General features: G+C 71.2%; 20 protein-coding genes. 8 read left to right on the forward strand and 12 right to left on the reverse strand.

Translation table 11 applies throughout. The annotated features are described in order from the left end of the window. From IE185_RS22775 to mhpA, 3 genes are all read left to right on the forward strand, one after another. On the forward strand, window positions 1-863 hold an 863-nt coding region (locus IE185_RS22775), incomplete at its 5' end, for an acyltransferase domain-containing protein (protein WP_189715863.1). A gap of 76 nt (window positions 864-939) precedes the next feature. Further along, window positions 940-1,737 (forward strand): arylamine N-acetyltransferase family protein, encoded by a 798-nt coding sequence (locus tag IE185_RS22780; RefSeq protein WP_138898992.1) that lies wholly within the window; start codon window positions 940-942, stop codon window positions 1,735-1,737. Window positions 1,738-1,870: 133 nt separating this feature from the next. Beyond that, window positions 1,871-3,394, forward strand: coding sequence for a bifunctional 3-(3-hydroxy-phenyl)propionate/3-hydroxycinnamic acid hydroxylase MhpA (gene mhpA / locus IE185_RS22785; protein ID WP_373303748.1), 1,524 nt, complete (start codon window positions 1,871-1,873; stop codon window positions 3,392-3,394). A gap of 74 nt (window positions 3,395-3,468) precedes the next feature. On the opposite strand, the gene IE185_RS22790 is transcribed toward mhpA, so the two are convergent. Continuing rightward, complete coding sequence (locus tag IE185_RS22790) at window positions 3,469-3,915, reverse strand: winged helix-turn-helix transcriptional regulator (protein WP_138896962.1); 447 nt, start codon at window positions 3,913-3,915, stop codon at window positions 3,469-3,471. A gap of 205 nt (window positions 3,916-4,120) precedes the next feature. On the opposite strand from IE185_RS22790, the gene IE185_RS22795 reads away from it, so the two are divergent. Next, complete coding sequence (locus IE185_RS22795; RefSeq protein ID WP_138896965.1) at window positions 4,121-5,548, forward strand: MFS transporter; 1,428 nt, start codon at window positions 4,121-4,123, stop codon at window positions 5,546-5,548. 140 nt (window positions 5,549-5,688) lie between these two features. Then, window positions 5,689-6,789: a Gfo/Idh/MocA family protein gene (locus IE185_RS22800; protein WP_138896961.1), complete on the forward strand. Its 1,101-nt coding sequence runs from the start codon at window positions 5,689-5,691 to the stop codon at window positions 6,787-6,789. An 86-nt stretch (window positions 6,790-6,875) separates the two neighbouring features. On the opposite strand, the gene IE185_RS22805 is transcribed toward IE185_RS22800, so the two are convergent. Genes IE185_RS22805 through IE185_RS22820 form a run of 4 tightly spaced genes read right to left on the reverse strand, consistent with a single transcriptional unit; the run spans window position 6,876 to window position 10,723 of the window. Then, complete coding sequence (locus tag IE185_RS22805; RefSeq protein ID WP_208766344.1) at window positions 6,876-7,640, reverse strand: DUF2306 domain-containing protein; 765 nt, start codon at window positions 7,638-7,640, stop codon at window positions 6,876-6,878. Between the two features lie 47 nt (window positions 7,641-7,687). Beyond that, window positions 7,688-7,909 carry a ferredoxin gene (locus tag IE185_RS22810; protein WP_308432796.1) on the reverse strand — a complete coding sequence of 74 codons (222 nt, stop codon included), beginning with the start codon at window positions 7,907-7,909 and terminating at the stop codon, window positions 7,688-7,690. A gap of 5 nt (window positions 7,910-7,914) precedes the next feature. After that, entirely contained in the window at window positions 7,915-9,180 is a 1,266-nt protein-coding gene (locus IE185_RS22815; RefSeq protein WP_138896959.1) for a cytochrome P450, read from the reverse strand. A gap of 37 nt (window positions 9,181-9,217) precedes the next feature. Further along, window positions 9,218-10,723: an FAD-binding oxidoreductase gene (locus IE185_RS22820; protein ID WP_138896958.1), complete on the reverse strand. Its 1,506-nt coding sequence runs from the start codon at window positions 10,721-10,723 to the stop codon at window positions 9,218-9,220. Window positions 10,724-10,959: 236 nt separating this feature from the next. Between IE185_RS22820 and IE185_RS22825 the strand changes: the two genes are divergently transcribed. Further along, window positions 10,960-12,204 carry an acyltransferase family protein gene (locus tag IE185_RS22825; protein ID WP_229843645.1) on the forward strand — a complete coding sequence of 415 codons (1,245 nt, stop codon included), beginning with the start codon at window positions 10,960-10,962 and terminating at the stop codon, window positions 12,202-12,204. 110 nt (window positions 12,205-12,314) lie between these two features. On the opposite strand, the gene IE185_RS22830 is transcribed toward IE185_RS22825, so the two are convergent. The 6 genes from IE185_RS22830 to IE185_RS22855 form a co-directional block, all read right to left on the reverse strand. Then, window positions 12,315-13,712, reverse strand: coding sequence for a class II 3-deoxy-7-phosphoheptulonate synthase (locus tag IE185_RS22830; protein WP_189715866.1), 1,398 nt, complete (start codon window positions 13,710-13,712; stop codon window positions 12,315-12,317). A gap of 67 nt (window positions 13,713-13,779) precedes the next feature. After that, window positions 13,780-14,595 carry a shikimate dehydrogenase family protein gene (locus IE185_RS22835; protein WP_138895090.1) on the reverse strand — a complete coding sequence of 272 codons (816 nt, stop codon included), beginning with the start codon at window positions 14,593-14,595 and terminating at the stop codon, window positions 13,780-13,782. Next, window positions 14,592-15,986 carry an MFS transporter gene (locus IE185_RS22840; RefSeq protein WP_138895089.1) on the reverse strand — a complete coding sequence of 465 codons (1,395 nt, stop codon included), beginning with the start codon at window positions 15,984-15,986 and terminating at the stop codon, window positions 14,592-14,594. The genes IE185_RS22835 and IE185_RS22840 overlap by 4 nt, the downstream gene beginning before the upstream one ends. A gap of 4 nt (window positions 15,987-15,990) precedes the next feature. Continuing rightward, window positions 15,991-17,109, reverse strand: a complete 1,119-nt coding sequence (locus IE185_RS22845; protein ID WP_138895088.1) for a SagB/ThcOx family dehydrogenase — start codon at window positions 17,107-17,109, stop codon at window positions 15,991-15,993. Between the two features lie 375 nt (window positions 17,110-17,484). After that, window positions 17,485-18,141, reverse strand: coding sequence for a ScbR family autoregulator-binding transcription factor (locus IE185_RS22850; protein WP_170198287.1), 657 nt, complete (start codon window positions 18,139-18,141; stop codon window positions 17,485-17,487). A gap of 93 nt (window positions 18,142-18,234) precedes the next feature. Beyond that, window positions 18,235-19,482, reverse strand: a complete 1,248-nt coding sequence (locus IE185_RS22855) for an NAD(P)/FAD-dependent oxidoreductase (RefSeq protein ID WP_229843646.1) — start codon at window positions 19,480-19,482, stop codon at window positions 18,235-18,237. Between the two features lie 194 nt (window positions 19,483-19,676). On the opposite strand from IE185_RS22855, the gene IE185_RS22860 reads away from it, so the two are divergent. Together IE185_RS22860 and icmB are read left to right on the forward strand one after the other, a co-directional pair. Beyond that, window positions 19,677-21,257, forward strand: coding sequence for an acyl-CoA mutase large subunit family protein (locus IE185_RS22860; protein WP_189715868.1), 1,581 nt, complete (start codon window positions 19,677-19,679; stop codon window positions 21,255-21,257). A gap of 35 nt (window positions 21,258-21,292) precedes the next feature. Then, on the forward strand, window positions 21,293-21,703 hold the full coding sequence (icmB, locus tag IE185_RS22865; protein ID WP_138897935.1) for a coenzyme B12-dependent isobutyryl CoA mutase small subunit: 411 nt from the start codon (window positions 21,293-21,295) through the stop codon (window positions 21,701-21,703). A gap of 247 nt (window positions 21,704-21,950) precedes the next feature. Here the strand turns inward: icmB and IE185_RS22870 are convergent, their stop codons facing one another. Further along, window positions 21,951-22,418, reverse strand: a complete 468-nt coding sequence (locus tag IE185_RS22870; protein WP_138897936.1) for an anthrone oxygenase family protein — start codon at window positions 22,416-22,418, stop codon at window positions 21,951-21,953. Between the last annotated feature and the right edge of the window lie 7 nt (window positions 22,419-22,425).

Below are 22,425 nucleotides of genomic sequence, written 5' to 3' on the forward strand. Positions count from 1 at the left end.
ACTACGCCTCCCACACCAGCCACGTCGAACGCATCGAAGACGAACTCGCCCTCGTCCTCGACGGCCTGCGGCCCAGCGTTCCCACCATCCCGATGTTCTCCACCCTCCGGGCCGAGTGGCTCGACACCACACCCGTCGACAGCCGCTACTGGTACGACAACCTCCGCCACCAGGTCCGCTTCAGCGAATCCATCGAACAACTCGTCACCGAAGACTTCCGCGTGTTCGTCGAGATCAGCGCCCACCCCGTACTCAGCATGCCGGTGCGCGAGATCGTCGAGGGACTGGCCGGCGCCCCCACCGTCGTGGGCGGGACGCTGCGGCGCGAGGACGGTGGCCTCCAGCGGTTCCTGCTGTCGGCGGCCGAGCTGCACGTGCGCGGCGTACGGCTCGACTGGCGGCCGGCCTTCGGGGACGCGCGGCCCGCGCGGGTCGAGCTGCCCACCTACCCCTTCCAGCGCCGGCACTACTGGCTCGCGCAGGTGCAGCCCACCGGGGCCGCCGACGAGCTGACGGCCGCCGGTTTCACCGACCCTGACGAGGAGACCGAAATGACGTCGTCCAAGGAATCGTTCGCCGAGCGGATCGCCGGCCTCTCCGGCGAGGAGCGGGCCGACGCCCTGCTCGAACTGGTACGGGCCGAGACCGCGGCCGTGCTCGGCCACGCGACGGCGGACGCGGTCGACGACGACGAGGCGTTCTTCGACGTGGGGTTCAACTCGCTGACCGCCGTGGAGCTGCGCAACCGGCTGGCCGAGAAGATCGGCGTCGAGCTGCCCGTGATGCTGCTGTTCGACCAGCCGACGCCCGCGATGGTCGCGGAGTACCTGGTCGGCAAGGTCGCGGTCCCCGCCGAGGCCTGAGCCTTCCCACCTCCGCCGCCCCGCCGACAGCCCGGCGAACCCCTTGAACATCCTTCCGAAAGGCACGGACCACGCCATGTTCGACATCGATCACTACCTCACCGCACTCGGCCACAGCGGCCCGCCGCCCGCCGCGACGCTGGAGACGCTGCGCGTCCTCCACAAGGCGCACCTGATGACCGTCCCCTTCGACAACTTCCTCAACGAGGAGCGCGGCACGGCGATCTGGGACGGTGTCGACATCGACGTCGACACCGTCTTCAAGGAGGTCGTCGTCGGCGGTCGCGGTGGCGTCTGCTACGAACTGAACGGCCTCTTCCGTGAGTTGCTCGGCAGGCTCGGCTTCGAGGTCGTCGTCTTCTCGGCCGGTGTGCGCGGCCCCGACGGCAGCTTCGGCCCGGAGCTGGAGCACCTCTTCAACGGCGTACGGATCGACGGCGACTGGTACCTGGCCGACGTCGGCTACTCGGGTCCCTCGCTGATCGAGCCGGTACGGGTGTCCCCCGAGGCGCAGGAGCAGTACGGCAGCCAGTTCCGGGTCGTCGAGCAGTCCGCCGCCGATCCGGACGGTACGGGCTTCCACTACCTGGAGCGCAAACCGCGCGACGGCGAGTGGAGCACCATCCACCGCTTCCGGCTCAAGGCGCGGAGCTTCTCGGAGTGGCTCGACCACGACAACCCGGTCCTCGACGAGTACGCCCGGATGCTGGCCGCCAATGTCACGTACATCCGGGGCCGGGCGCTGGAGAACGGGCAGATGACGCTGACCGGCCGCCGTCTGCTGACCGTCGAGGACGGGCGTGAGCAGGTGCGGGTGCTGGTGAAGCAGCCCGACCTGGACGCCGTGATCAAGCACATCCTGCTGCAGGACTGACCCTGCACCGCCACTCACGAAGGAGGAGTACACGATGTCTGCGTCGGCCGAGAGTCCGTTGTGGTGGCCCGACGAGGTGGCGGATCTGCTCGTCGTCGGCTACGGCCCGGTGGGGCAGGTGCTGGCCAATCTGATGGCCCAGCGCGGCCGCCGGGTGATCGTCGTCGAGCGGCACCCCAGGCCGTACACGATGCCGCGCGCCGTCGCCTTCGACGGCGAGGCGGCCCGCATCCTGGCCGCGGCCGGGGTCGCCGGCCACCTCGCCTCGGTGGGCGAGGCGTCGGGCGACTACATGTGGCGCAACGGCGCCGGGCAGGACCTGCTCTACATCGGCGCCGCCGAGGAGCACGGCCGCAACGGCTGGCCCGAGTCGACGTCCATGTACCAGCCGGGCCTGGAGGAGGCGCTGATCGCGCGCGGCAAGCGGCTCCCGGAGCTGACCGTGCTGCGCGGGTACGAGGCGGTCGACCTGGCCGAGACGGACGACGGTGTCGAACTGGCCGTGCGCAGCGCGGACGGGACGCGCCGCCGGTTGCGCTCGCGCTGGATCGTGGGCTGCGACGGGGCGAACAGCTTCGTACGCCGTCACATCGGCACCCCGGCCACCGATCTGGGCTTCCACCACGAGTGGCTGATCTGCGATCTCGTCCTGCACGACCGGCGCGAGTTCACGCCGAACAACCTGCAGATCTGCGACCCGGCCCGGCCCCGCACCCAGGTGTCGGCCGGTCCCGGGCACCGGCGGTGGGAGTTCATGCTGCTGCCGGGCGAGACCAAGGAGGAGATGGACACGGCCGAGACCGCGTGGCGTCTCCTGGAGCTGTGCGGGATCACTCCGGACGACGGGGTGATGGAGCGGCACGCCGTGTACGCCTTCCAGGCCGCGACCTGCCGGCAGTGGCGCTCCGGGCGGCTGTTGATCGCCGGGGACGCGGCACACCTGATGCCGCCGTTCGCGGGGCAGGGCATGAGTTCGGGATTCCGGGACGCCGCCAATCTCGTGTGGAAGCTGGATCTGGTGCTCGCGGGTCTCGCCGACGAGTCGCTGCTCGACTCGTACACCGAGGAGCGGCGTACGCACGTGCAGCACGCGATCGGGATGTCGGTGAACCTCGGCAAGGTCATCTGCCAGACCGACGCCAAGGCCGCCGCCGACAGGGACGCGGTGATGATCGCGGCCCGGGAGCGCAACCTGGCCCGGCCGCAGCAGTCGCCGTTCCATCCGCTCACCAAGGGCCTGCTGGACCGCGACGAGAAGGGCAGGCGGCGGCCCGGGTCCGGTGACCAGGTGCCGCAGCCGAGGGTTTCGGGGGCGGGCGGCGAGGGGCTGTTCGACGAAGTCGTCGGACGGGGCTTCGTGTTCGTCTCCCGGGACGATCCGAACGAGCTGCTCGACGCCGGGGACCGGGAGTTCCTGGCCGGCCTGGGGACGCGCCTGGTGTGGCTGCGCGACGCCGACGGCACGGACACCGCAGGCCACCGCGACGCCGCGGTCGACGTCGAGGGCACGTACGGGGCGTACCTGGACGGGATCGGGGCGCGGAGCGTTCTGGTGCGGCCCGACACGTACGTCTACGGCGCGGCGTCCGACGGCGCTTCGGCGGCGCGGCTCGTGGACGGCCTGCGGGAGCACCTGGCTCCCGTGCGGGTGGCATGAGGACGCGGCGCGGGGCGTCCGGCACCCGGTCCGCCCCGGGCGCCCCGCGCCGCACGCGCGGGGCGCCGCGGTGGTCAGCCGGCCAGGGCGGGCGCGCGGTCGGCCTCGGCGGCGGCCAGGACGTCGTCGTAGTCGGCGCGGGCCCGGTCGATCTCGTGCAGGTGGCGCTCGGCCCAACCGGTCAGCAGGACGAGCGAGTCGTACAGCTCGCAGGCCATCGGTGTGGCGGTGTACTCGACCTTCGGCGGCACCGTCGGGTACACGGTGCGGGTCAGCAGGCCGTCCCGTTCCAGGTTGCGCAGGGTCAGCGTCAGCATGCGGCGGCTGATGCCCTTCACCTGGCGCTCCAGTTCGGTGAAGCGGGCCGGGCCCTGCGTGGTGACCAGCAGGATGCCGATGCTCCACTTCCCGCTCACCCGGCCGAGGACCTCAAGAACCGAACAGGCGGACTGCGCGGCAGGAGTTTCGCACTGCTTCACGGCGCTGACCTCGGTGGTCACACCGGTGTTCCCCTGAGACATAAAAGTGCCTCCTTCCCATCGAGTTCATGGTCCCAGACCATGAACTCTGTAACAAGACGTGCACTTAGGCAGCCGCCCTGAGTCAGCCGCACTCGTCAGCCCATGTGCAGCACTCCCCTTCCGTTGCCGGACAAGAAAGTTGAGATCCGTGACCTCACAAACGAAATCCAGCTCGCGCGGGCTGGCGCTCGCCATTCTCTGCGCGATGCAGCTGATGATCGTCCTGGACGGGACGATCGTGACCGTCGCCCTGCCGACCATCCAGAACGACCTGGACTTCTCCCAGAGCGGTCTGTCCTGGGTGGTCAACTCCTACCTCATCGCGTTCGCCGGACTCCTCCTCCTGTCCGGCCGGCTCGGTGACCTGATCGGCACCAAGAAGGTGTTCCTGGCGGGTCTGGTCACCTTCACCGCCGCCTCGTTCCTCTGCGGCGTCGCCACCACCTCGGAGCTGCTGATCGCCGGCCGCTTCCTCCAGGGCGTGGGAGCCGCACTGGCGTCCGCCGTGGTGCTCGGCATGATCGTCGGCCTGTACCCCGAGCCGGGCGAGCAGGCCAAGGCGATGGGCATCTACGGCTTCGTCTCGGCCGGTGGCGCCTCGGTCGGCCTGATCGCCGGCGGTGTCATCACCGAGACGCTGGGCTGGCACTGGGTGTTCCTGATCAACCTGCCGATCGGCGCGGTGGCGCTGGTCGCCGGTCTGCGCCTGCTCACCGGACGGCCGGGTCTCGGACTGCGTGCCGGTGCCGACGCGATCGGCGCCGTCCTGGTCACCGCGGGCCTCTCGCTCGGTGTCTTCACCATCTCGCAGGTCGCCGAGGACAAGTACAGCAACGGTGAGCTCGGCCTGTACGGCGCGATCTCGGTACTGCTGCTGGTCGCGTTCGTACTCCGCCAGGCCAAGGCCGCCAAGCCGCTGCTCGCCCTGCGCATCTTCCGCAACCGGGAGATCTCCGGCGCCAACATCGCGGTGGTGCTGCTCTTCGCGGCCGGTTTCGGCTTCCAGTTCCTCAACGCCCTGTACCTCCAGCGCGTCCTCGGCTTCGACTCGATGCAGACCGGCCTGGCGTTCCTGCCGGCGCCCATCGTCATCGGCACCATGTCGCTGTTCTTCACGGCGAAGCTCACCGCCCGCTACGGCACCCGCCGGGTGCTGCTGACCGGTCTGCTGTTCCTGGGCGTCGGCCTGCTGCTGCTCAGCCGGGCGCCCGTCGACGGCAACTACGCCACGGACGTCCTGCCGACCCTCGTCATCCAGGGCTTCGGCATGGGCCTCACGGTCCCGGCGGTCATCATGCGGGCCATGTCGGGCGCCGCGCCGGCCGACGCCGGTCTGGCGTCGGGCCTGAACACCACCGCCCAGCAGGCGGGCGCCGCGGTCGGTCTCGCGGTCCTGGCCACGGTGGCCACGTCGTACAGCAACTCGCTGGTCAGCAAGGGCACCGAGCAGGTCGAGGCGCTGCGGGACGGTTACGGGCTCGGGTTCCAGTTCTCGGCCGGGTTCGTCTTCCTCGCCTGGCTCGTCACCTTCTTCGTCCTGCGGGACAAGCCGGCCGCGCAGGAGCCGGGCACGTCGGAGCAGCCGTCCGACCAGGCGGCCTCCCCCAGCGCCGCGGCGGTGACCGTGCACTGACCCGCTGAGCCAACGGACGGGAGCGCGGCCGGTGTTGTCTGCCGGCCGCGCTCCGGTCCGTTGGCCGTCGCCGTGGTGCCACCGGCACCCGTTGAGACAGACCAGCAAGCAAGAACGCGACAGACCGAGAGGTGTTCACCATGGCGGACAGGATCCGAGTGGGAGTGGTAGGGGCGCACGCCGAGCGGGGCTGGGGGCGGGGAATCCATCTGCCCGCCCTGGCCGCTTCCCGCGACGACTACGAGATCACGGCGGTCGCCGGCACGAGCCAGGAGTCGGCGCGGGCCGCGGCCGGCGTGTGGGGCGCCCGGCACGCGTTCGACGACGCCCGTCAGCTGATGGCGCACCCGGAGGTCGACCTCGTCACCATCGCCGTGCAACTCCCCCAGCGCGACGGCCTGGTGGACGCGGCGATCGCGGCGGGCAAGCACGTGTACAGCGAGTGGCCGCTGGCGCTCGACGCGGACACCGCCGAGCGGCTGCGTACGAGCGCGGACAAGGCCGGGGTCCGGCACGCCGTGGGACTCCAGTCCCGGCACCACCCGGCGATCCGCCTGCTGCGCGACCTGCTCGCGGACGGCCTGGTCGGCGAGGTGCTCTCGACCTCGCTCAGCTACTCGCTCGCGGCCCCCGAGGTCTGGTCGCAGCGGTACGCCGCCCTGTTCGACCACACCAAGGGCGTCAACCACGTCGCGGTCGTCGGCGGTCACGCCCTCGACATGTACGGGTCGGCGGTGGGCGGCTTCGCCGAGCTGTCCGCGACCCTGACGACCCGGATCGGCCGCGTGACGATGCAGGAGACGGGCGAGGAGATCGAGGTGACCTCGCCGGACCAGATCGTGGTGGCGGGCCTGCTGGAGTCGGGGGCGGCGGCCTCCGCGCACTTCATGACGGGCGGCCCCCGCGGCGACGGCTTCCGGATCGAGGTGCACGGGCGGGCGGGCCGGCTCGTCCTGCGGTCGACGGACGACTCGCTGGTCGGCCCCGAGTTCGTCCTCACCCACGCCCGGGCCAACGGCGCCCCCGCCGAGGAGATCGCACTGCCCGCGGCCTACCGCCCCGCACTGGACGGCGTACCGTCCCCGGTGAGCAACGTGCACCGGGTGTACGCGGACCTCGCGCGGGCGATCCGCACGGGTGACTCCTTCGAGCCGGACTTCGGCACGGCGGCCCGCACGCACCGCCTCCTGGACGCGGTCAAGCGGTCCGCCGCCACGGGCGAGCGGCAGCGCCTCGGCTGACCGGCGGCCCTCCCCCGCTCACGCACGTGACGGAGGCCGCCCCCCGGAGTTCGGGGGGGCGGCCTCCGTCGTGCGCGGTACGGGGATCAGGAGGGCATCGCGGCCTTGCGCCGGGCGGCCCGTGCCTTGTGGCGGGCGGCCGCGCCGCGTTCGATCAGCCACCACTCGGCGATGAGCAGCGGAATGATCCAGCCCGGCCAGGACGCGAGCCCCGCCCGCGCCTGCCCCCACGCGATGAGGGTCGGGATGTCCTGGGTGACGGGCATGGGCAGGATGGTGTGGTCGTAGATCACGCCGAGGATGCGGCTGAAGATGATCGACAGTGTCAGCGCGAAGCTGCGCACCATCCACCGGCGGTGCTCGTCCTGCCGGCGCTGCCGGGCCATCCGGATGCCCGCGATCGCCGTACCGGCCCACAGCACCGAGGTGGTGACGGTGCTGACCTGCATCGACAGTCCCGACGGGCTGACCATGGCGACGGCGACGCCCGCGACGGCGCCGGGCAGGACGCCCGCGAGGACGTACAGCCGGCCGCTGATCCGGTGGACCTTCGGGTGCTTCTTGCGCAGGGCCGGCCAGACCTGGAGGCAGCAGGTGACCAGGGCGACCGTGCCGAAGACGACATGGGCGACCAGGACCGGGTAGTGCCACGCATGGCCGGGCGCCAGCGGGATCTTGCTGTCCGCGGGGTCGAAGGTGAGGTAGCGCGGCACGTTGTACGCGATGAACACCGCGGCCACGGTCGCGAGCGGGCCGACCCAGGGGCGTCTCCACCAGCGTACGGACGGGCCGGCCGCGGCCGGCCGTCCTGGGCCGGAGGTGCGCTCCGGCTCGGTCGTCGTGATCGTCACGACCGTTCTCCTGTCTTCATGGTCAAGGCGTGATCAGGACGTGAGGGTCAGTCGACCGCGACGAGGGAGTCGCCGGTGGTCAGGTCGGTGACGTCGATGGCCCGGTAGGGGCAGTAGTCGGCGGCGTCGAGCACGTCCTCGTCCGGCTCGATCCGGGCCTCCACGGGTACGGCCTTGCCGCCCGCCAGCCGGAACCGGTCGGGCAGGTTGCCGTTGCACAGACCGGCGCCCATGCAGGCGTGCTGGTCCACCTCGATGTGCCAGGTCACGGCGGTCACCACCGCACGGGCAGACCGGCGACGCCGCGTACGACGTTGTCGGTCTTCCAGGGCACGTCCTCGGCGGGCACCGCGAGTTCGACCTCCGGCAGCCGGCGCAGCAGCGTGCCGAGCGCCACCTGGAGCTCCAGGCGGGCCAGCGGGGCGCCCAGGCAGTGGTGGATGCCGTGGCCGAAGGCGATGTGCGGGTTGTGCTCGCGGGTGAGGTCGAGGTCCTCGGGGTTCTCGAAGACGCGCGGGTCGCGGTTTCCGACGGCCGGGAAGATCATGACGGCCTCGCCGGCCTTCACGAGCTGGCCGCCGAGTTCGAGGTCCTCGGTGGCGATGCGGGTGTTCTCCGAGTACGGGCTGAGCGGGGTGACGCGCAGCAGCTCCTCGATGGCGGTGTTGAGCAGCTCCGGCCGGTCGACCAGCTTCTGCCACTCCTCACGGCGGCTGAGCAGGATGTACAGGTGGTTGGCGAGCTGGTTGGCCGTGGTGTGGTGGCCGGTGGCGAGGAGCGCGATCGACATGGTGATCAGCTCCTCCTCGCTCAGCTTGTCCTGCTCGTCGCGGGCGGCGACGAGGGCGGACAGCAGGTCGTCGCCGGGCTGGGCGCGCCGCTTGGCGATCAGCGAGGACATGTACTCGGGCAGCTTCTCGAAGCGTGCCTCGTTCATCTCCTCGAGGGTGTGCTCGTCGCCGAGGGTCAGCCAGGTGTCGATCCAGGCGCGGAACTTGTAGTGGTCCTCCAGCGGCACGTCGAGCATTTCGCAGATGACGGTGATCGGCAGCATCCAGGCGTACTGGGCGGCCAGGTCACCGGTGTTGCCGGAGGCGAGCATCTTGTCGAGCAGCTCGTCGGCTATCTCCTGGGCGCGCGGGCGCATCTGCTCGACCCGGCGGACGGTGAACGCCTTGGCGACCAGCTTGCGCAGCCGGCCGTGCTCGGGGTCGTCCATGCTGACGATGTTGAGTTCCTCGACGGCCTTGCGCACCCGCGGCACGTCCTTGCCGACGGTTGCCTCGCGGCTGAACCGGCGGTCGGCGAGGACGGTCTTGACGTCGGCGTGCCGGGTGGCGAGCCACGCCTCGCCGCCGTACTGCATGTTGACGCGGGTGAGCGCGGCCTGCTCGCGGATCTCGGCGTACTTGGGGTGCAGTTCGGTGGTGACCGGCTCCCCGAAGGGGTAGCCGGGCACGAGGCCGTGCATGGGGCAGCCCGGCGGGGGTGCGGCGGCCTCGCCGGGCTGCCCGCTGGATTCGTTCTCGGTGACCGTCATCGCGATTGCCTTTCTGCGTGCGTGGGAGGGGGCGGTGTCAGTTGCCGATGGCGCGCGGGTGGTTGAAGAACCGCGTCGGGTCGTAGGCCTTCTTGACCGACACCAGGCGGGCGTAGTTCTCGCCGTAGTAGGCGTGCTGCCAGTCCTTGAGGTACGTGTCGGGGAAGTTGATGTACGAGTGGCCCGTGGACAGCGGGTCGATGGTGTTGAAGCCGTTGGTGGCCCAGGCGACGGCGGCGGACGAGTCCTCGGCGGCCGGAGCGGCGCTGCCGAGCGCGACGCCGAACCCGACGTGGAACAGCGCGTCGCGGTGGACGAAGGCGTTGGCGCGCGGAGACAGGTCGGCGACGGCGCCGCCGAGGCCCATGAAGCTCAGGTAGCGGGTCTGCCCGGCTGTCGGGGTGGCCTCGAACGCGGCGAGCGCGGCGGCGGTGCCGCTGGTGCCGAGCGGCTTGCTGATCATGCGGGCGCGCATCCGCTGCCACTGGGTGCGCGGCGGGTGGGGGGCGCCGTCGGCGATCCCGTACACGTGCTCCATGCCCTCGGCGAACGTCAGGTCCAGCACCTTGCTGCTGGCGGGGGTGGCGCCGACCCGGGAGTTGAGCTCGGCGAGGCCGGCGTCGGCCTGCTCCTTGGTGCCGTAGTACGCGCCCTGCTGGAGGATGAGCGGCGGGTTGCCGGAGCCGGCGTCCGGCTGGATCACGATGACCTGGGCGTTGCTGCGGCGCGGGGTGGTGACGTACCACTCCTGCCAGGCGGCGAGGAACGCGTCGGCGTCGTCCCAGTTCCAGAACTGCTCGTAGAAGACCATGCGCGGGGCCGAGACGGGCCGCACCTCGAAGTCGACGACGACACCGAAGTTGCCGCCGCCGCTGCCGCGCAGCGCCCAGAAGAGGTCGGGGTTGCAGGTCTCGGAGGCGCGCACCTGGCGGCCGTCGGCGAGCACGACCTGCGCGGAGACGACCCGGTCCGAGCCGATGCCGAACGCCCGGCTCTGGTAGCCGACGCCACCGCCGGACAGGTATCCGCCGACGGCCACGTCGGGGCAGGTGCCGGTCACGAACTGCTGGTTGTACGGCTTGAGGGCCGCCAGCGCCTCGATGCTGTGGACACCGGGACCCAGGTGCACGGTCGGCCGGCCGCCGCCCTTGATGTGCTTGATGCGGCGTACGTCGAGGACGATGCCGTCACCGGTCGACCAGCCCGCGAAGTTGTGGCCGCCGCTGCGGGTGCGCAGCGTGAGGCCGTTGTCGCGGGCGAAGCGGACCACGGCGCTGACGTCGTCGGCGGTCTCGCCGTAGACGACGCCGGCCGGACGGATCGCGTCGTACTCGCCGATCGCCAGCTGCTTGGACGCGTCGTACGTGGCCTCGCCGGGCAGCACGACGTCGCCCTGGATGCGGGAGCGCAGCGCCGCCCAGTCCGGGGCGGTGGCGGCGCGTCCGCCGCCGCCGTCCGCGTAGGCCGAGGTGCCGGTGCCGGCGACCGCGGCGGTGGCGGCGAGGGCGCCGCCGGCGCGGAGCAGATTCCTTCTGTCGAGCATGGGTCCTCCGGGGAAAGTACGTGCTGTCACATGAGGTAAGGCAGTAATGCAGGGAAACCGTATTCAGTGCCTCCGGCCCAGCGCATTCCCCTGAATACCCCCTTATTCGAGGGGACTTGGAACACAGGGGGCGCTAAGGGTGTGCACGGGTCGGCGTTCTTCCTAATGTCGCCGTGCCGCCACCTATCGCTTCGGCCCCGAAATGGAGACACGACGTGTCCGCAACCATGCCGACCGTGGATTCCGATCCAGACATACGAAGAGAGCGCAAGGCGCTCCCGTCACTGACGGGCGTCCGGTTCTTCGCCGCGCTTCTGGTGTTCTTCATCCACGCACTTCAGCCCATCGGCCCGGTCGACCACTCGGGGCCCGTCAACCCGTTCGGCGACAAGGACGTCGCGGACGGGCTGTACACGTTCTTCGGACCCGCCGGCTTCCTGGGCGTGTCCTTCTTCTTCCTGCTCAGCGGATTCGTCATCACCTGGTCGGTGAAGCCGGGCGAGCGGCTCACCGCCTATTGGCGCCGACGACTCGTGAAGATCTTCCCGAACCACCTCGTGATGTGGACCCTGGCACTCGGTCTCTTCGCGTACGCCTACACCTCGGTGACCACCGGATTCCTCAGCCTTTTCCTGGTGAATTCCTGGGTCAACGCACTCGACGTGCAGATGAGCGTCAACGCGCCTTCCTGGTCGCTCTGCGCCGAGATGCTGTTCTACCTGAGCTTCCCGCTGCTGCTGCACTTCGTACGGAGGATTCCGGCCCGCCGCCTGTACTGGTACGCCGCCGGCACCATCGTGGGCATGATCGGCGTCGGCCTGGTGACGACGTACGTGATCACGGACTCGCCGAGCAACCCGATGATCCCGCTCTCGCCGTCGCAGATGTGGTTCAACTACACGCTGCCGCCCACCCGCATGTTCGAGTTCGTCCTCGGCATGCTGCTGGCGCGGATCGTGCTCGCGGGCCGCTGGCCGAAGATCGGGGCGGTGCCCGTCATCGCCCTGGTGGCCGCCGGCTACGTCGCCGCCATCTACGTGCCGGCGCCGTACAACTTCGTCGCGACCACGGCGATTCCCTTCAGCGTGGCGATCGCCTCGCTCGCCGCGGCCGACGTGCGCGGTGCCAACACCCGTCTCCGGGGCCCGGTCATGCAGTGGCTGGGCAATGTCTCCTTCGGCTTCTATCTGGCCCAGGGTGTGGTGATCTTCTGGGGCCGGCAGGCGCTGCTCGGCAACGGCACGTTCAGCACCCCGGTGGCGATCCTGGTCATGCTCGGGATGTTCGCTGCCACGCTGCTGGCCGGCTGGCTGCTCTACACCTTCGTGGAGATGCCGGCCATGCGCCGCTGGAGCCGGCCGCGTCCGCGCCCCGCCCCGGCGCCCCGGGCCGAGGAGAGCCCGGCCCTGGTCTCCGTGCCGCGTGAGGCGGCCCGTACGGCGGCCTGGACTCCCGGGGCCGAGCCGGCCGTACGCCCCTGAACCCCTCCCGGCCCGGTCATCCCCCGCCCGGGACCGGGAGGCCCGCGTCCGGCGGGCACGGCAGACGCCGTGCCCGCCGGACGTACGACGTCCGCGGCCGGACGGCGGACTCATCCGCGCATCAGCTCGGCGACCATGAACGCGAGTTCCACGGACTGCTCGGAGTTGAGGCGCGGGTCGCAGTTGGTCTCGTACCGGGCCACGAGCCCCGCGTCGTCCAGGCCCCGCGCGCCGCCGAGGCACTCGGTGACGTGGTCGCCGGTGAGCTCGATGTGCAGGCCGCCCGGGTGGGTGCCGAGCTCCCGGTGGACCTGGAAGAAGCCCTTCACCTCGTCGAGGATGTCGTCGAAGTGCCGCGACTTGTAACCGCTGGCGGTCTCCTTGGTGTTGCCGTGCATCGGGTCGCACTGCCAGATCACCCGGTGGCCGGTGGCGGTGACCTTCTCCACGATGGCCGGCAGGACCTCGCGCACCCGGCCGCAGCCCATTCGGCTGATGAAGGTGAGGCGGCCGGGGACGCCGTCCGGGTCGAGCCGCTCGACGTACTCGGCGGCCTGCTCGGGCGTCGTACCCGGGCCGATCTTGATGCCGATCGGGTTGGCCAGCATCGACGCGAACGCCACATGGGCGTCGTCGAGTCCGCGGGTGCGCTCGCCGATCCACAGGAAGTGGCCGGACAGGCCGTACAGGCGCTCGGGTCCTCCCTGTGCCGCGCCGCCGCCGGCCCTCAGCAGTCCGCGCTCGTAGTCGAGCAGCAGCGCCTCGTGGCTCGCGTAGATCTCGGTGGTGTGCAGGGCGCTGTGGTCGGCCCGGCAGGCGGACATGAAGCGCAGGCCGCTGTCGATCTCGGCGGCCAGGGCGGCGAAGCGCTCACCGGCCGGGGAGTCGCGGACGAAGTTCTGGTTCCAGCCCTGGACGCGCTGGAGGTCGGCCACGCCGGAGTCGACCATGGCGCGGACGTGGTTGAGGCTCGCGCTGGAGTGGGCGTACGCCTGGAGCATGCGGGCGGGGTCGGCGACGCGGGCCGCGGGGGTGGGCGTCGCGGAGTTGACGATGTCGCCGCGGTAGACGGGCAGGGTGAGGTCGTCGGTGGGCTTCGACCGGGGCTTGGCGTACTGGCCGGCGATCCGGCCCACCTTGACGACCGGCAGGCTCGCGCCGTAGGTGAGGACGACCGCCATCTGCAGCAGGGTGCGGATGTTCGAGTGGACGTGCTCCTCGGTGTTGCCCGCGAAGGTCTCCGCGCAGTCGCCGCCGTGCAGCAGGAAGGCCTGCCCGTGGGCGACCTCGGCGAGGCGCCGGTGCAGCCGGTCGACCTCGCCGGGCAGCACGAGCGACGGCATGCGTTCCAGGGTGGTGCGTACGTCGGCCACGGCCTGCGGGTCCGGGTAGTCGGGCTGCTGGGCCGCGGGTCTGGCGAGCGCGTCGGCGACGCCCGCGGCCAGGGCGGGCGGCAGGCCCCCGGACTCCGCGCCGGGGCGGGTGGTGTTCTGCATGAGTGCTGGCATGCCGAGGAGAGTAGGGACGAGCGCGGCGGCGTCGGCCATCCGCCGGTAATCGGCGCTCCACTGCTCCCTACGGGCAGTCGGCGCGCTCGTCCAGGCGGAAGAACTCCCGGTAGAGGTCAAGCTGTTGGGCCAGCATCGGCGCCCCGTAGTGCACCCTGAGGCCGCGTGCCTCCGCCGCCTCGATCAGGGCGGTGCGGCGCGGCTTCATGATGATGTCGGCCACGACGGTGCCCGGGTCCAGCGCCGCCGGGTCGAAGGCGAGCGGGTCCTGCGGGCGCAGCCCCATCGGGGTGGCGTTCACCGCGATGTCGGCGGGGACCGGGGCCCGCGCCCCGGCGATCCGCCCGCTCCCGTACCCGGCGAGCCGCCGCACGAGCCGCTCGACCCGGTCCTGCTCCGTGTCCCACACGGTGACGTGGGCGCCCGCGCCGACCAGTGCCACGGCGATGGCGCAGCCGGCCCCGCCCGCTCCGGCCAGCGACACCCGCCGGCCGCGCGGGTCGTGTCCGGCCACGCGCAGGCCGCGTACGAAGCCGGCTCCGTCGAAGTTCTCCGCCTGCCAGCGGCCTTCGGGGGTGCGGCGCATCGCGTTGGTGGAGCCGCTCAGCGCGGCGGCCGGGCTGATGTCGTCGGCGAACGCCAGGCAGGCCGCCTTGTGCGGGACGGTGATCAGAAGCCCGTCCAGGTTCCTGACGCGCTTCAGTCCCCGTACGACGTCGGCGAGGTCGTCCGGGCGGGCGTGGACGGGCACCAGGACGGCGTCGGCGCCGAGGCGCGTGAACAGGGGGTTGAGCATCGCCGGGGCCTGCACCTGGGCCACCGGGTCGCCGATGACCGCGAACAGGCGGGTGGTTCCGGAGATCACCGGGCCGGTGGCGCTCATGCCGGTCTGCCGCGCGGGCCGGTCCACAGGATCCGCAGCAGGACCGCGAGGACGGCGGCTCCGCCGAGCGCCGCGAGTACGGCGTACGACAGCTGCGCGACCACGAGGCCCGCGGCGAGCGCGCCGACGGCGGAGGCGGCCTGGATGATCAGGTCGCAGGCGCCCTGGGCCGGGACCCGCTGCGAGATGGGGAGCGCCTCGCTCAGGGCGGCGGATCCGGCGACGAACCCGGCCGCCCAGCCGGCGCCCAGGAGCAGCAGGCCGGCGCCGACACCGGCTTCGGAGTGCGGGGGCGAGGCGAAGAGCACCCCGGCGGCGGCGAACTGCAGGGCGAGGCCGGTGACGAACAGCCGGTAGGACCCGTACGTGTCGACGAGGTAGCCGACCAGGGGGCTCGGCAGGTACATCCCGGCGACGTGGACGCTGATGACGATGCCGATGAGCCCGACGGAGACGCCGCCGTGGTGCATGTGGAGGGCGGCCATGTTCATCAGGGCGATCATCACGGCGTGCACGGTCGTCGAGACGACGACCGCCCGCCGTGCCTGGGCGTTGTGCCGCAGCGTCCGCAGGCCGGCCCGCAGCCCTGCCGGGCGGTCGGTGGCGCTCTTTTGGGCCGCGCCCGCGTCGGCGTGCTCCCGCTCGGTGTTCGCCCGCTCAGTGTTCGCCCGCTCGGCTTTCGCGTCCTCGGCTTTCGCGTCCTCGGCGTTCGCGTCCTCGGCGTTCGCGTTCTCGGCGGCGCGGGCCAGGAGCAGCGGGTCCGGCCGCAGGAACCCGTACGCGAGCAGGGAGGTCCCCACGAGCCCCGCCGCGATGACGATGAACGGCGAGGTGAACTCGGGGAGGGGGGAGCCGGGTACGAGCTTGTCGGTGATGCCGACGAGCGAGGGGCCGAGCACCCCGCCCGCCGTCGAGGCCCAGGTGACCATGCCCACCGCCCGGCCGTGCCGGCCGTCGGCGGCCAGGTCGGTGGCGGCGAACCGGATCTGGAACCCGGCGGCGATGGCGCCGCCGATGCCGAAGGAACCGATCACGACCAGCGGGAAGCTGTCGAGCAGCGCTCCGCAGACCACCACGCCCGCGGCCACCGCTCCCGTCAGCTGCCCCACGGCGAGGCCGACCCGTCTGCCGTACCGGGCGGACAGCGCCGCCAGCGGCACCGCGCAGGCGACCGAGCCGCAGAAGATGCTCGCCTGGGTGAAACCGGCCCGGGTCGCCGAGCCGGTGATGCGCTCGGCGAGCAGCGACACCACGGGACCGCTCATGGCGATCACCATGGAGAAGAGGATCTGCAGGCACAGCAGCACCCTGAGCACCCGCCGCTGGACCCGCGCGGGCACGGGTGCGGGCGGGCTGCCGGCGGGCGGCCTGGCGGAGGCGACGGTGGCCACGGGGTCAGTCCCGTGCGCCGGAGATCGGGAAGCTGGGAACGCCTTCCCCGCGTACGGCGGGGATGCCGGCCCCGAAGACGTACAGCGCGCTCTCCGAGATGCCGTCGAGGCCCAGGGCCGTCTCCAGCTCGGTGTCCCGGAACGCGTCGGTCTGGAACGGGCCGAGTCCCGCCGCGGTCGCGCACAGCGCGAACGTCTGGGCGAGGTGGCCGGCGTTCAGCAGAATCGTGCGCAGAATCCGGGAATTGCGGTACTTGTACATCGCACGGTTGACGTCGAAGGTCAGCAGGACGACGAATCCGGCGGAGGTCACCATGCGCTGCTCGAAACCGACCCGGTCCAGATCGACCTCGCCGTCGAGGAGTTCAAGACTGTGGTCTTCCGGACAGTAGCGGTAGAGCCCGGGAGCGATGGACTCCACATTGCGTACGACGATGTAGCACTCGCTCTCGTGGCGCGATCCGCCGCACGGACTCGTCCGCATCATCAACTGGCCGAAGTTCGGGACGTCGATGAAGTACATGGGCCCGAAGGCGAAATGCAGGACGGTCGAGAATTCTCGCAGCCCGACCGGCTCGTCGGCGAATTCACGGGTCGTGCGGCGCGAGACGAGTACGTCCTCGAAGTCCCGGCGCAGCGGCACGAAGCTCCGCGGCAGCCGGAGTTTGGGGCCGCCGCTGCGGCGTCCGAACACCGACGGGGGCGGGCCCTCTTCGAGCAGTTCGCTGACGAGCTCGGTGCGCCCGGTGTCGGCGCCGTTCTCCTCCGTCACGTACGAGACGTTCTTGGTGGCGAAGTGGAAGTAGCGGGCGGCGTCGCCCCAGTGGCGCCACGCCTCGTCGAGCTTGTCCTCGCGCTCCGCCTCGTCGCGGGTGCGCAGCAGGCCCACGTCGGCGAGCTGCTTGACGGCTCCGCGCACGGACGCCGGGTCGTAGCCCTCGAACCGGTCGAGGACGGTCTCGGGGTCGGTCCAGTCCTCGAAGTGACCGAGGATGTCGAGCGCCGTGCCGTCGATCTGGACGCCGGTGCGTCCCTCGTCGCCGGGCTCCGCGAGATAGTCCTCGACGGTGAGGCCGCCGTTCTGCCAGCCGGCCATCAGAGTGCGAGAGCGTCGCAGCTCCATAAGAATTCTCCCGTTCTACGGTGCGTTTCGCGGACTGGATTCCCGTCGCGCACCCCGTTGTGGAAAACGGGGCCGCGCATGACCGTGCGCCCGGAGGGAATCCCTCCGGGCGCACGTACGGATCAAGAGGCCTTACAGGCGAGCATCTTGTTCTGGGTGACCTGAACGGCCTTCACAGTGATGGCGATCTTCTTCATGGTGTCCATCTCCTCACACGGTGGGATTTCACGGCCCCGGCACGGATGCACCGAACCCTGCCGACCCGGTGAACTCCTCGCTGTTCGCGGCGAATTCCCTGCGTCGGCCACACCCAGAACATTAGGAGCCGATCCGCTGGACGCACATCCCCTGAATCACCCCTAACGCGGGAGAGGGTCAGAGCTGATAACTGAATTCCCGGTGCTCGCAGTTCTCCGGAGCGGTCGTACGGAAGGTGCCGGTCACGCCCGTGGGGGTGATCGCCGGCAGCAGTACGTCCCACAGGTCCGTCAGCCGCCGGGCGGTCTCGTCCGTGGACATGCCCATCCAGCTGAGCGCTTCCATGGAGAACAGCGTGGTCGAGGCCAGCACGCGCGGCGACGCGGCGGGGATGTCGCTGCGCAGTTCCCGGCGCTTCGCCGCCTGGCAGAACAGCTGCCCCACCGTCTCGTACCAGAGCGTGTAGTGGTCGAACTCCGGCTGCTCGGCGCCCGTCCACTCCCGGTGGAACCGCACGACGGCACGCGTGGCCGGCTCCAGGTGCAGCAGCGAGTTGAGCCGGTGCGTCAGGTCGATCACGTGCTGGAGCGGGGAGTCCGCCGGGGTGCAGGGCTCCGTGATGGCGTCCTCGAAGAGCGACTGCGAGTGCTCGACGACGGCCGTGGCCACTTGGCCCTTCGAGGCGAAGTGGAAGTAGAACGCCCCCTTCGACACACCTGCCGCACGCGTGATGTCGTCCAGACTCGTCCCGGCGTACCCGTGCTGGACGAACTGCTCCGCCGCCGCGGTGACGATCCGGCGAAGGGTCCTCTCCGCGCGTTCCTGCTTGGCCATCCGATGCCCTCCTGAACCCCCCGCCCAAGCCCACATTGTAAACCGGTCGATTGGTATGTCACCGGGTGGGGTCAGCCTTGTTTCAGCCCGACTTCAGCCGGACCTCGGCGCGGGCTTCAACGCGGACTTGAGGGGGACGTCCGGGTCGGCGACGCGCTCGGCCGCCAGCGGCGCCCCCGAGGCGATGAGCCTGCGGCCCTGCGCGAGATCGCGGGCCCGCCCCACGGCCAGTACGGCGACCATGCGTTCCCCGCGCAGCCAGCACACGCTCCAGGAGTCGCCGCCGGGATCGCCGCGCCGCACCACCGTGTCGGCCGCCGCGTGCCGGCCCGCGTACTGCACGAAGCGCCCGAACTGCTCGGACCAGAAGTAGGGCACGGGATCGTACGCGGCCGGGCTCGGGCCGACGATGTTCGCCGCGACGGTACGCGGCCCGTGCAGCGCGTTGTCCCAGTGGTGCACCAGCAGCCGCTCGCCGAAGCGGGCCGACGGGAAGGAGGCGCAGTCCCCCACCGCGTACACATCGTCGGCGGAGGTGCGCAGCAACGCGTCGGCCAGCACCTCCCCGTGAGCGCCGAGAGCGATGCCGCTGCCGTCCAGCCACCCGGTGGCGGGCCGCGCGCCGATGCCGACGACGACCGCGCCGGCGGGCAGCCGGGTGCCGTCGGTGAGCACCACGGCGCCCGGCTCGACGCGTTCCACCCGCGCGCCGGTACGCAGTTCCGCACCGGCCTGCGCGTACCAGGCCGCCATCGGGGCGGCCACGTCACCGGGCAACGCCCCCGCCAGCGGCAGGCCGGCGGCCTCGACCACGGTGACCAGGCAGCCCGCCTCGCGCGCCGCGGTGGTGAACTCCGCGCCGATCCACCCGGCGCCCACGACCACGACGTCGAGCCGCCCGTCGAGCACGGGCCGCAGCGCCTGCGCGTCGTCGAGGGTACGCAGCAGATGCACCCCCGGCACGCCCTCGGTGCCGGGCAGCCGGACCGGCTCCGCGCCGGTCGCCAGGACCAGGCAGTCGTAGTCGACCGGGCCCCCCGTGGTCTCCAGCCGGTGCAGGTCCGGCCGGATCCCGGTCGCGGTGCGCCCCAGGTCCAGGGTGATGCCGAGCTTCTCGAAGTCGACGTCGAAGGTCGCGTCCTCGGGCCTGCCGCCCAGCAGGACGGCCTTGGACAGCGGCGGCCGGTCGTACGGGCGGTGGCGTTCCGCACCGATCAGCCGTACCCCTCCGTCGAACCCCTGCTCGCGCAGGGCGACCGCCGTCTGCACCCCTGCCGCGCCCGCGCCGACGACGACGACCGAGGACGGCCGATGCCTCGCCTCTGCCTGCTGTGGTGACACCTGACCTCCTGTTGGGCCGTCCGCGTGTTCGCCGGATCGGCCCTCATCGTGGCGGTACCGACCGCCGGTGGTCATCGCCGCCGCGAGGAGTCAGGGGCGCAGTAGGGGGTGGTTGGTCCACAAAGGGCTCAATAGCGTCTGCCGGGGCGGCGCGACAGGTACCAGTCGACGAGTGAGAGAAGGTGAGGAAGGTCATGGCGCGTGATTCTGAGTCCGGACTGCCCATCGAGCCGGTGTACGGACCGGACGCCCTGGAGGGCTGGGACCCCCGTGAGAAGCTGGGCGAGCCCGGCTCGTACCCCTTCACGCGCGGTGTCTACCCGTCCATGTACACCGGACGGCCCTGGACGATGCGGCAGTACGCCGGTTTCGGCACCGCCGCCGAGTCCAACGCCCGGTACAAGCAGCTGATCGCCAACGGCACGATGGGTCTGTCGGTCGCCTTCGACCTGCCGACCCAGATGGGCCACGACAGCGACGCGGCGATCGCGAGCGGCGAGGTCGGCAAGGTCGGCGTGGCGATCGACTCGATCGACGACATGCGGGTCCTGTTCGGCGGCATCCCGCTCGACAAGGTCTCCACTTCGATGACGATCAACGCACCGGCGGCGCTGCTGCTGCTCCTGTACCAGCTGGTCGCCGAGGAGCAAGGTGTCCCGGCGGACCAGCTGACGGGCACGATCCAGAACGACGTGCTGAAGGAGTACATCGCGCGCGGGACGTACATCTTCCCGCCCAAGCCGTCGCTGCGCCTGATCGCGGATATCTTCAAGTACTGCAGGGCCGAGATCCCGAAGTGGAACACGATCTCGATCTCCGGCTACCACATGGCCGAGGCCGGCGCCTCGCCCGCGCAGGAGATCGCCTTCACGCTGGCCGACGGCATCGAGTACGTGCGTACCGCCGTCGCGGCCGGCATGGACGTCGACGACTTCGCGCCGCGCCTGTCGTTCTTCTTCGTCTCGCGCACGACGATCCTCGAAGAAGTGGCCAAGTTCCGTGCCGCGCGCCGGATCTGGGCCAAGGTCATGCGCGACGAGTTCGGCGCGAAGAACCCCAAGTCCCTCATGCTGCGCTTCCACACCCAGACCGCCGGCGTGCAGCTCACCGCCCAGCAGCCCGAGGTCAACCTGGTGCGCGTCGCCGTCCAGGGCCTGGCCGCCGTCCTAGGCGGAACCCAGTCCCTGCACACCAACTCCTTCGACGAGGCCATCGCCCTGCCCACCGACAAGTCCGCCCGCCTGGCCCTGCGCACCCAGCAGGTCCTCGCCTACGAGACGGACGTCACCGCCACCGTCGACCCCTTCGCCGGCTCCTACGTCGTCGAGAAGATGACCGACGAGGTCGAAGCCGCCACCCTGGAGCTCATGCGCAAGCTGGAGGATCTCGGCGGCGCCGTACAGGGCATCGAGCACGGCTTCCAGAAGGCCGAGATCGAGCGCAACGCGTACCGCATCGCCCTGGAGACCGACAGCGCCGAGCGCGTCGTCGTCGGCGTCAACCGTTACCAGCTGGACGCCGAGGAGCCGTACGAGCCGCTGCGCGTCGACCCCGCCATCGAGAAGCAGCAGGCGGAGCGGCTGTGCAAGCTGCGCGCCTGGCGGGAGCAGTCCCGCGTCGACGACGCCCTGGCCCTGCTCAAGAAGGCCGCCGACGGCGACGACAACGTGCTCTATCCCATGAAGGAAGCGCTGGCGGCCCGCGCCACGATCGGCGAGGTGTGCGACGCGCTGCGCGAGGTGTGGGGCACGTACGCCCCGACCGACGCCTACTGAGCAGATCCCCGGAACCGACGCGAGGAGCGAACAACGTGGACAGACCCATCCGAGTCCTGGTGGCCAAACCCGGGCTCGACGGACACGACCGGGGCGCCAAGGTGATCGCGCGGGCCCTGCGCGACGCCGGCATGGAGGTCGTCTACACCGGACTCCACCAGACACCCGAGCAGATCGTGCACGCCGCCATCCAGGAGGACGCCGACGCCATCGGCCTGTCCGTCCTGTCCGGCGCGCACCTCACCCTCTTTCCCCGGGTGGTGGAGCTGCTGCGCGAGCGCGACGCCGAGGACATCACCGTGTTCGGTGGCGGCATCATCCCGGCGGCGGACGTCGTGGTGCTGAAGGAACAGGGCGTGGCCGAGCTGTTCACCCCGGGCACGCCCACGGCACAGGTCGTGCAATGGGTCAGGGCCAGGGTGCGGCCGGCCGCGACTGCCGCCTGACTCTCCGGGCCGGACCCGTACCGGCAGTGCCCCGCCGCGGCGTCGTCACGGCGGGGCACCGCCTTCCCGTGGAGGGGTCAGCGGTTGAACCAGGAGCCCGGGGCGGCTCCGACTGCGCCTTCCGTGCGCGGCGGGACGGCGAACGGCGAACGGCTCCGTACACACCTCACCAGACACTCGGGCTCCGTGAATGGTTGCCCTGCGGCTGGGCTCCGCACCAAGGAGCGGCTTCCGGCCGGACCCGCCGTCACACCAGCGCGGCGCTCACGACGAGGGCGAACCCCGCCGTGACCAGCAGGGTCCGTACCAGGTGCAGCCGGTTCCACCGCGTCTCGAAGGCCGCGCGGGCCTCGCGGTCGGCAGCGCCTGCCTGCTCGGACGCGGCCAGGGCGTTGTTCAGCGGGATGTTGCCGGTGACCGTGACCAGGTGGTTGAGGACCACCAGGGCGAGGCCGGCGCCGAGCAGCGCCCACCGCGCGCCCGGCCGGTCGTCCTCCGGGACGGCCAGCGCGGCCGCCGGGAAGGCCACCGAGGCGAGCATGACCGACACGAACACGCCGCGCGGGACCTCCTCGTTGATACGCCGCATCGCCGCCGTGAACTGCTCGTCCGTCAGCCGCCCCAGGGCGGGCATGACGCCGGTGAGGAAGATCAGCATGAATCCGGCGTACAGCCCCGTGGCGACTACGGCGAGGGCGATCAGGAGGGTGGCCATGCCCACA

Source organism: Streptomyces chryseus (assembly GCF_014650755.1).
Lineage (GTDB): Bacteria > Actinomycetota > Actinomycetes > Streptomycetales > Streptomycetaceae > Streptomyces > Streptomyces chryseus.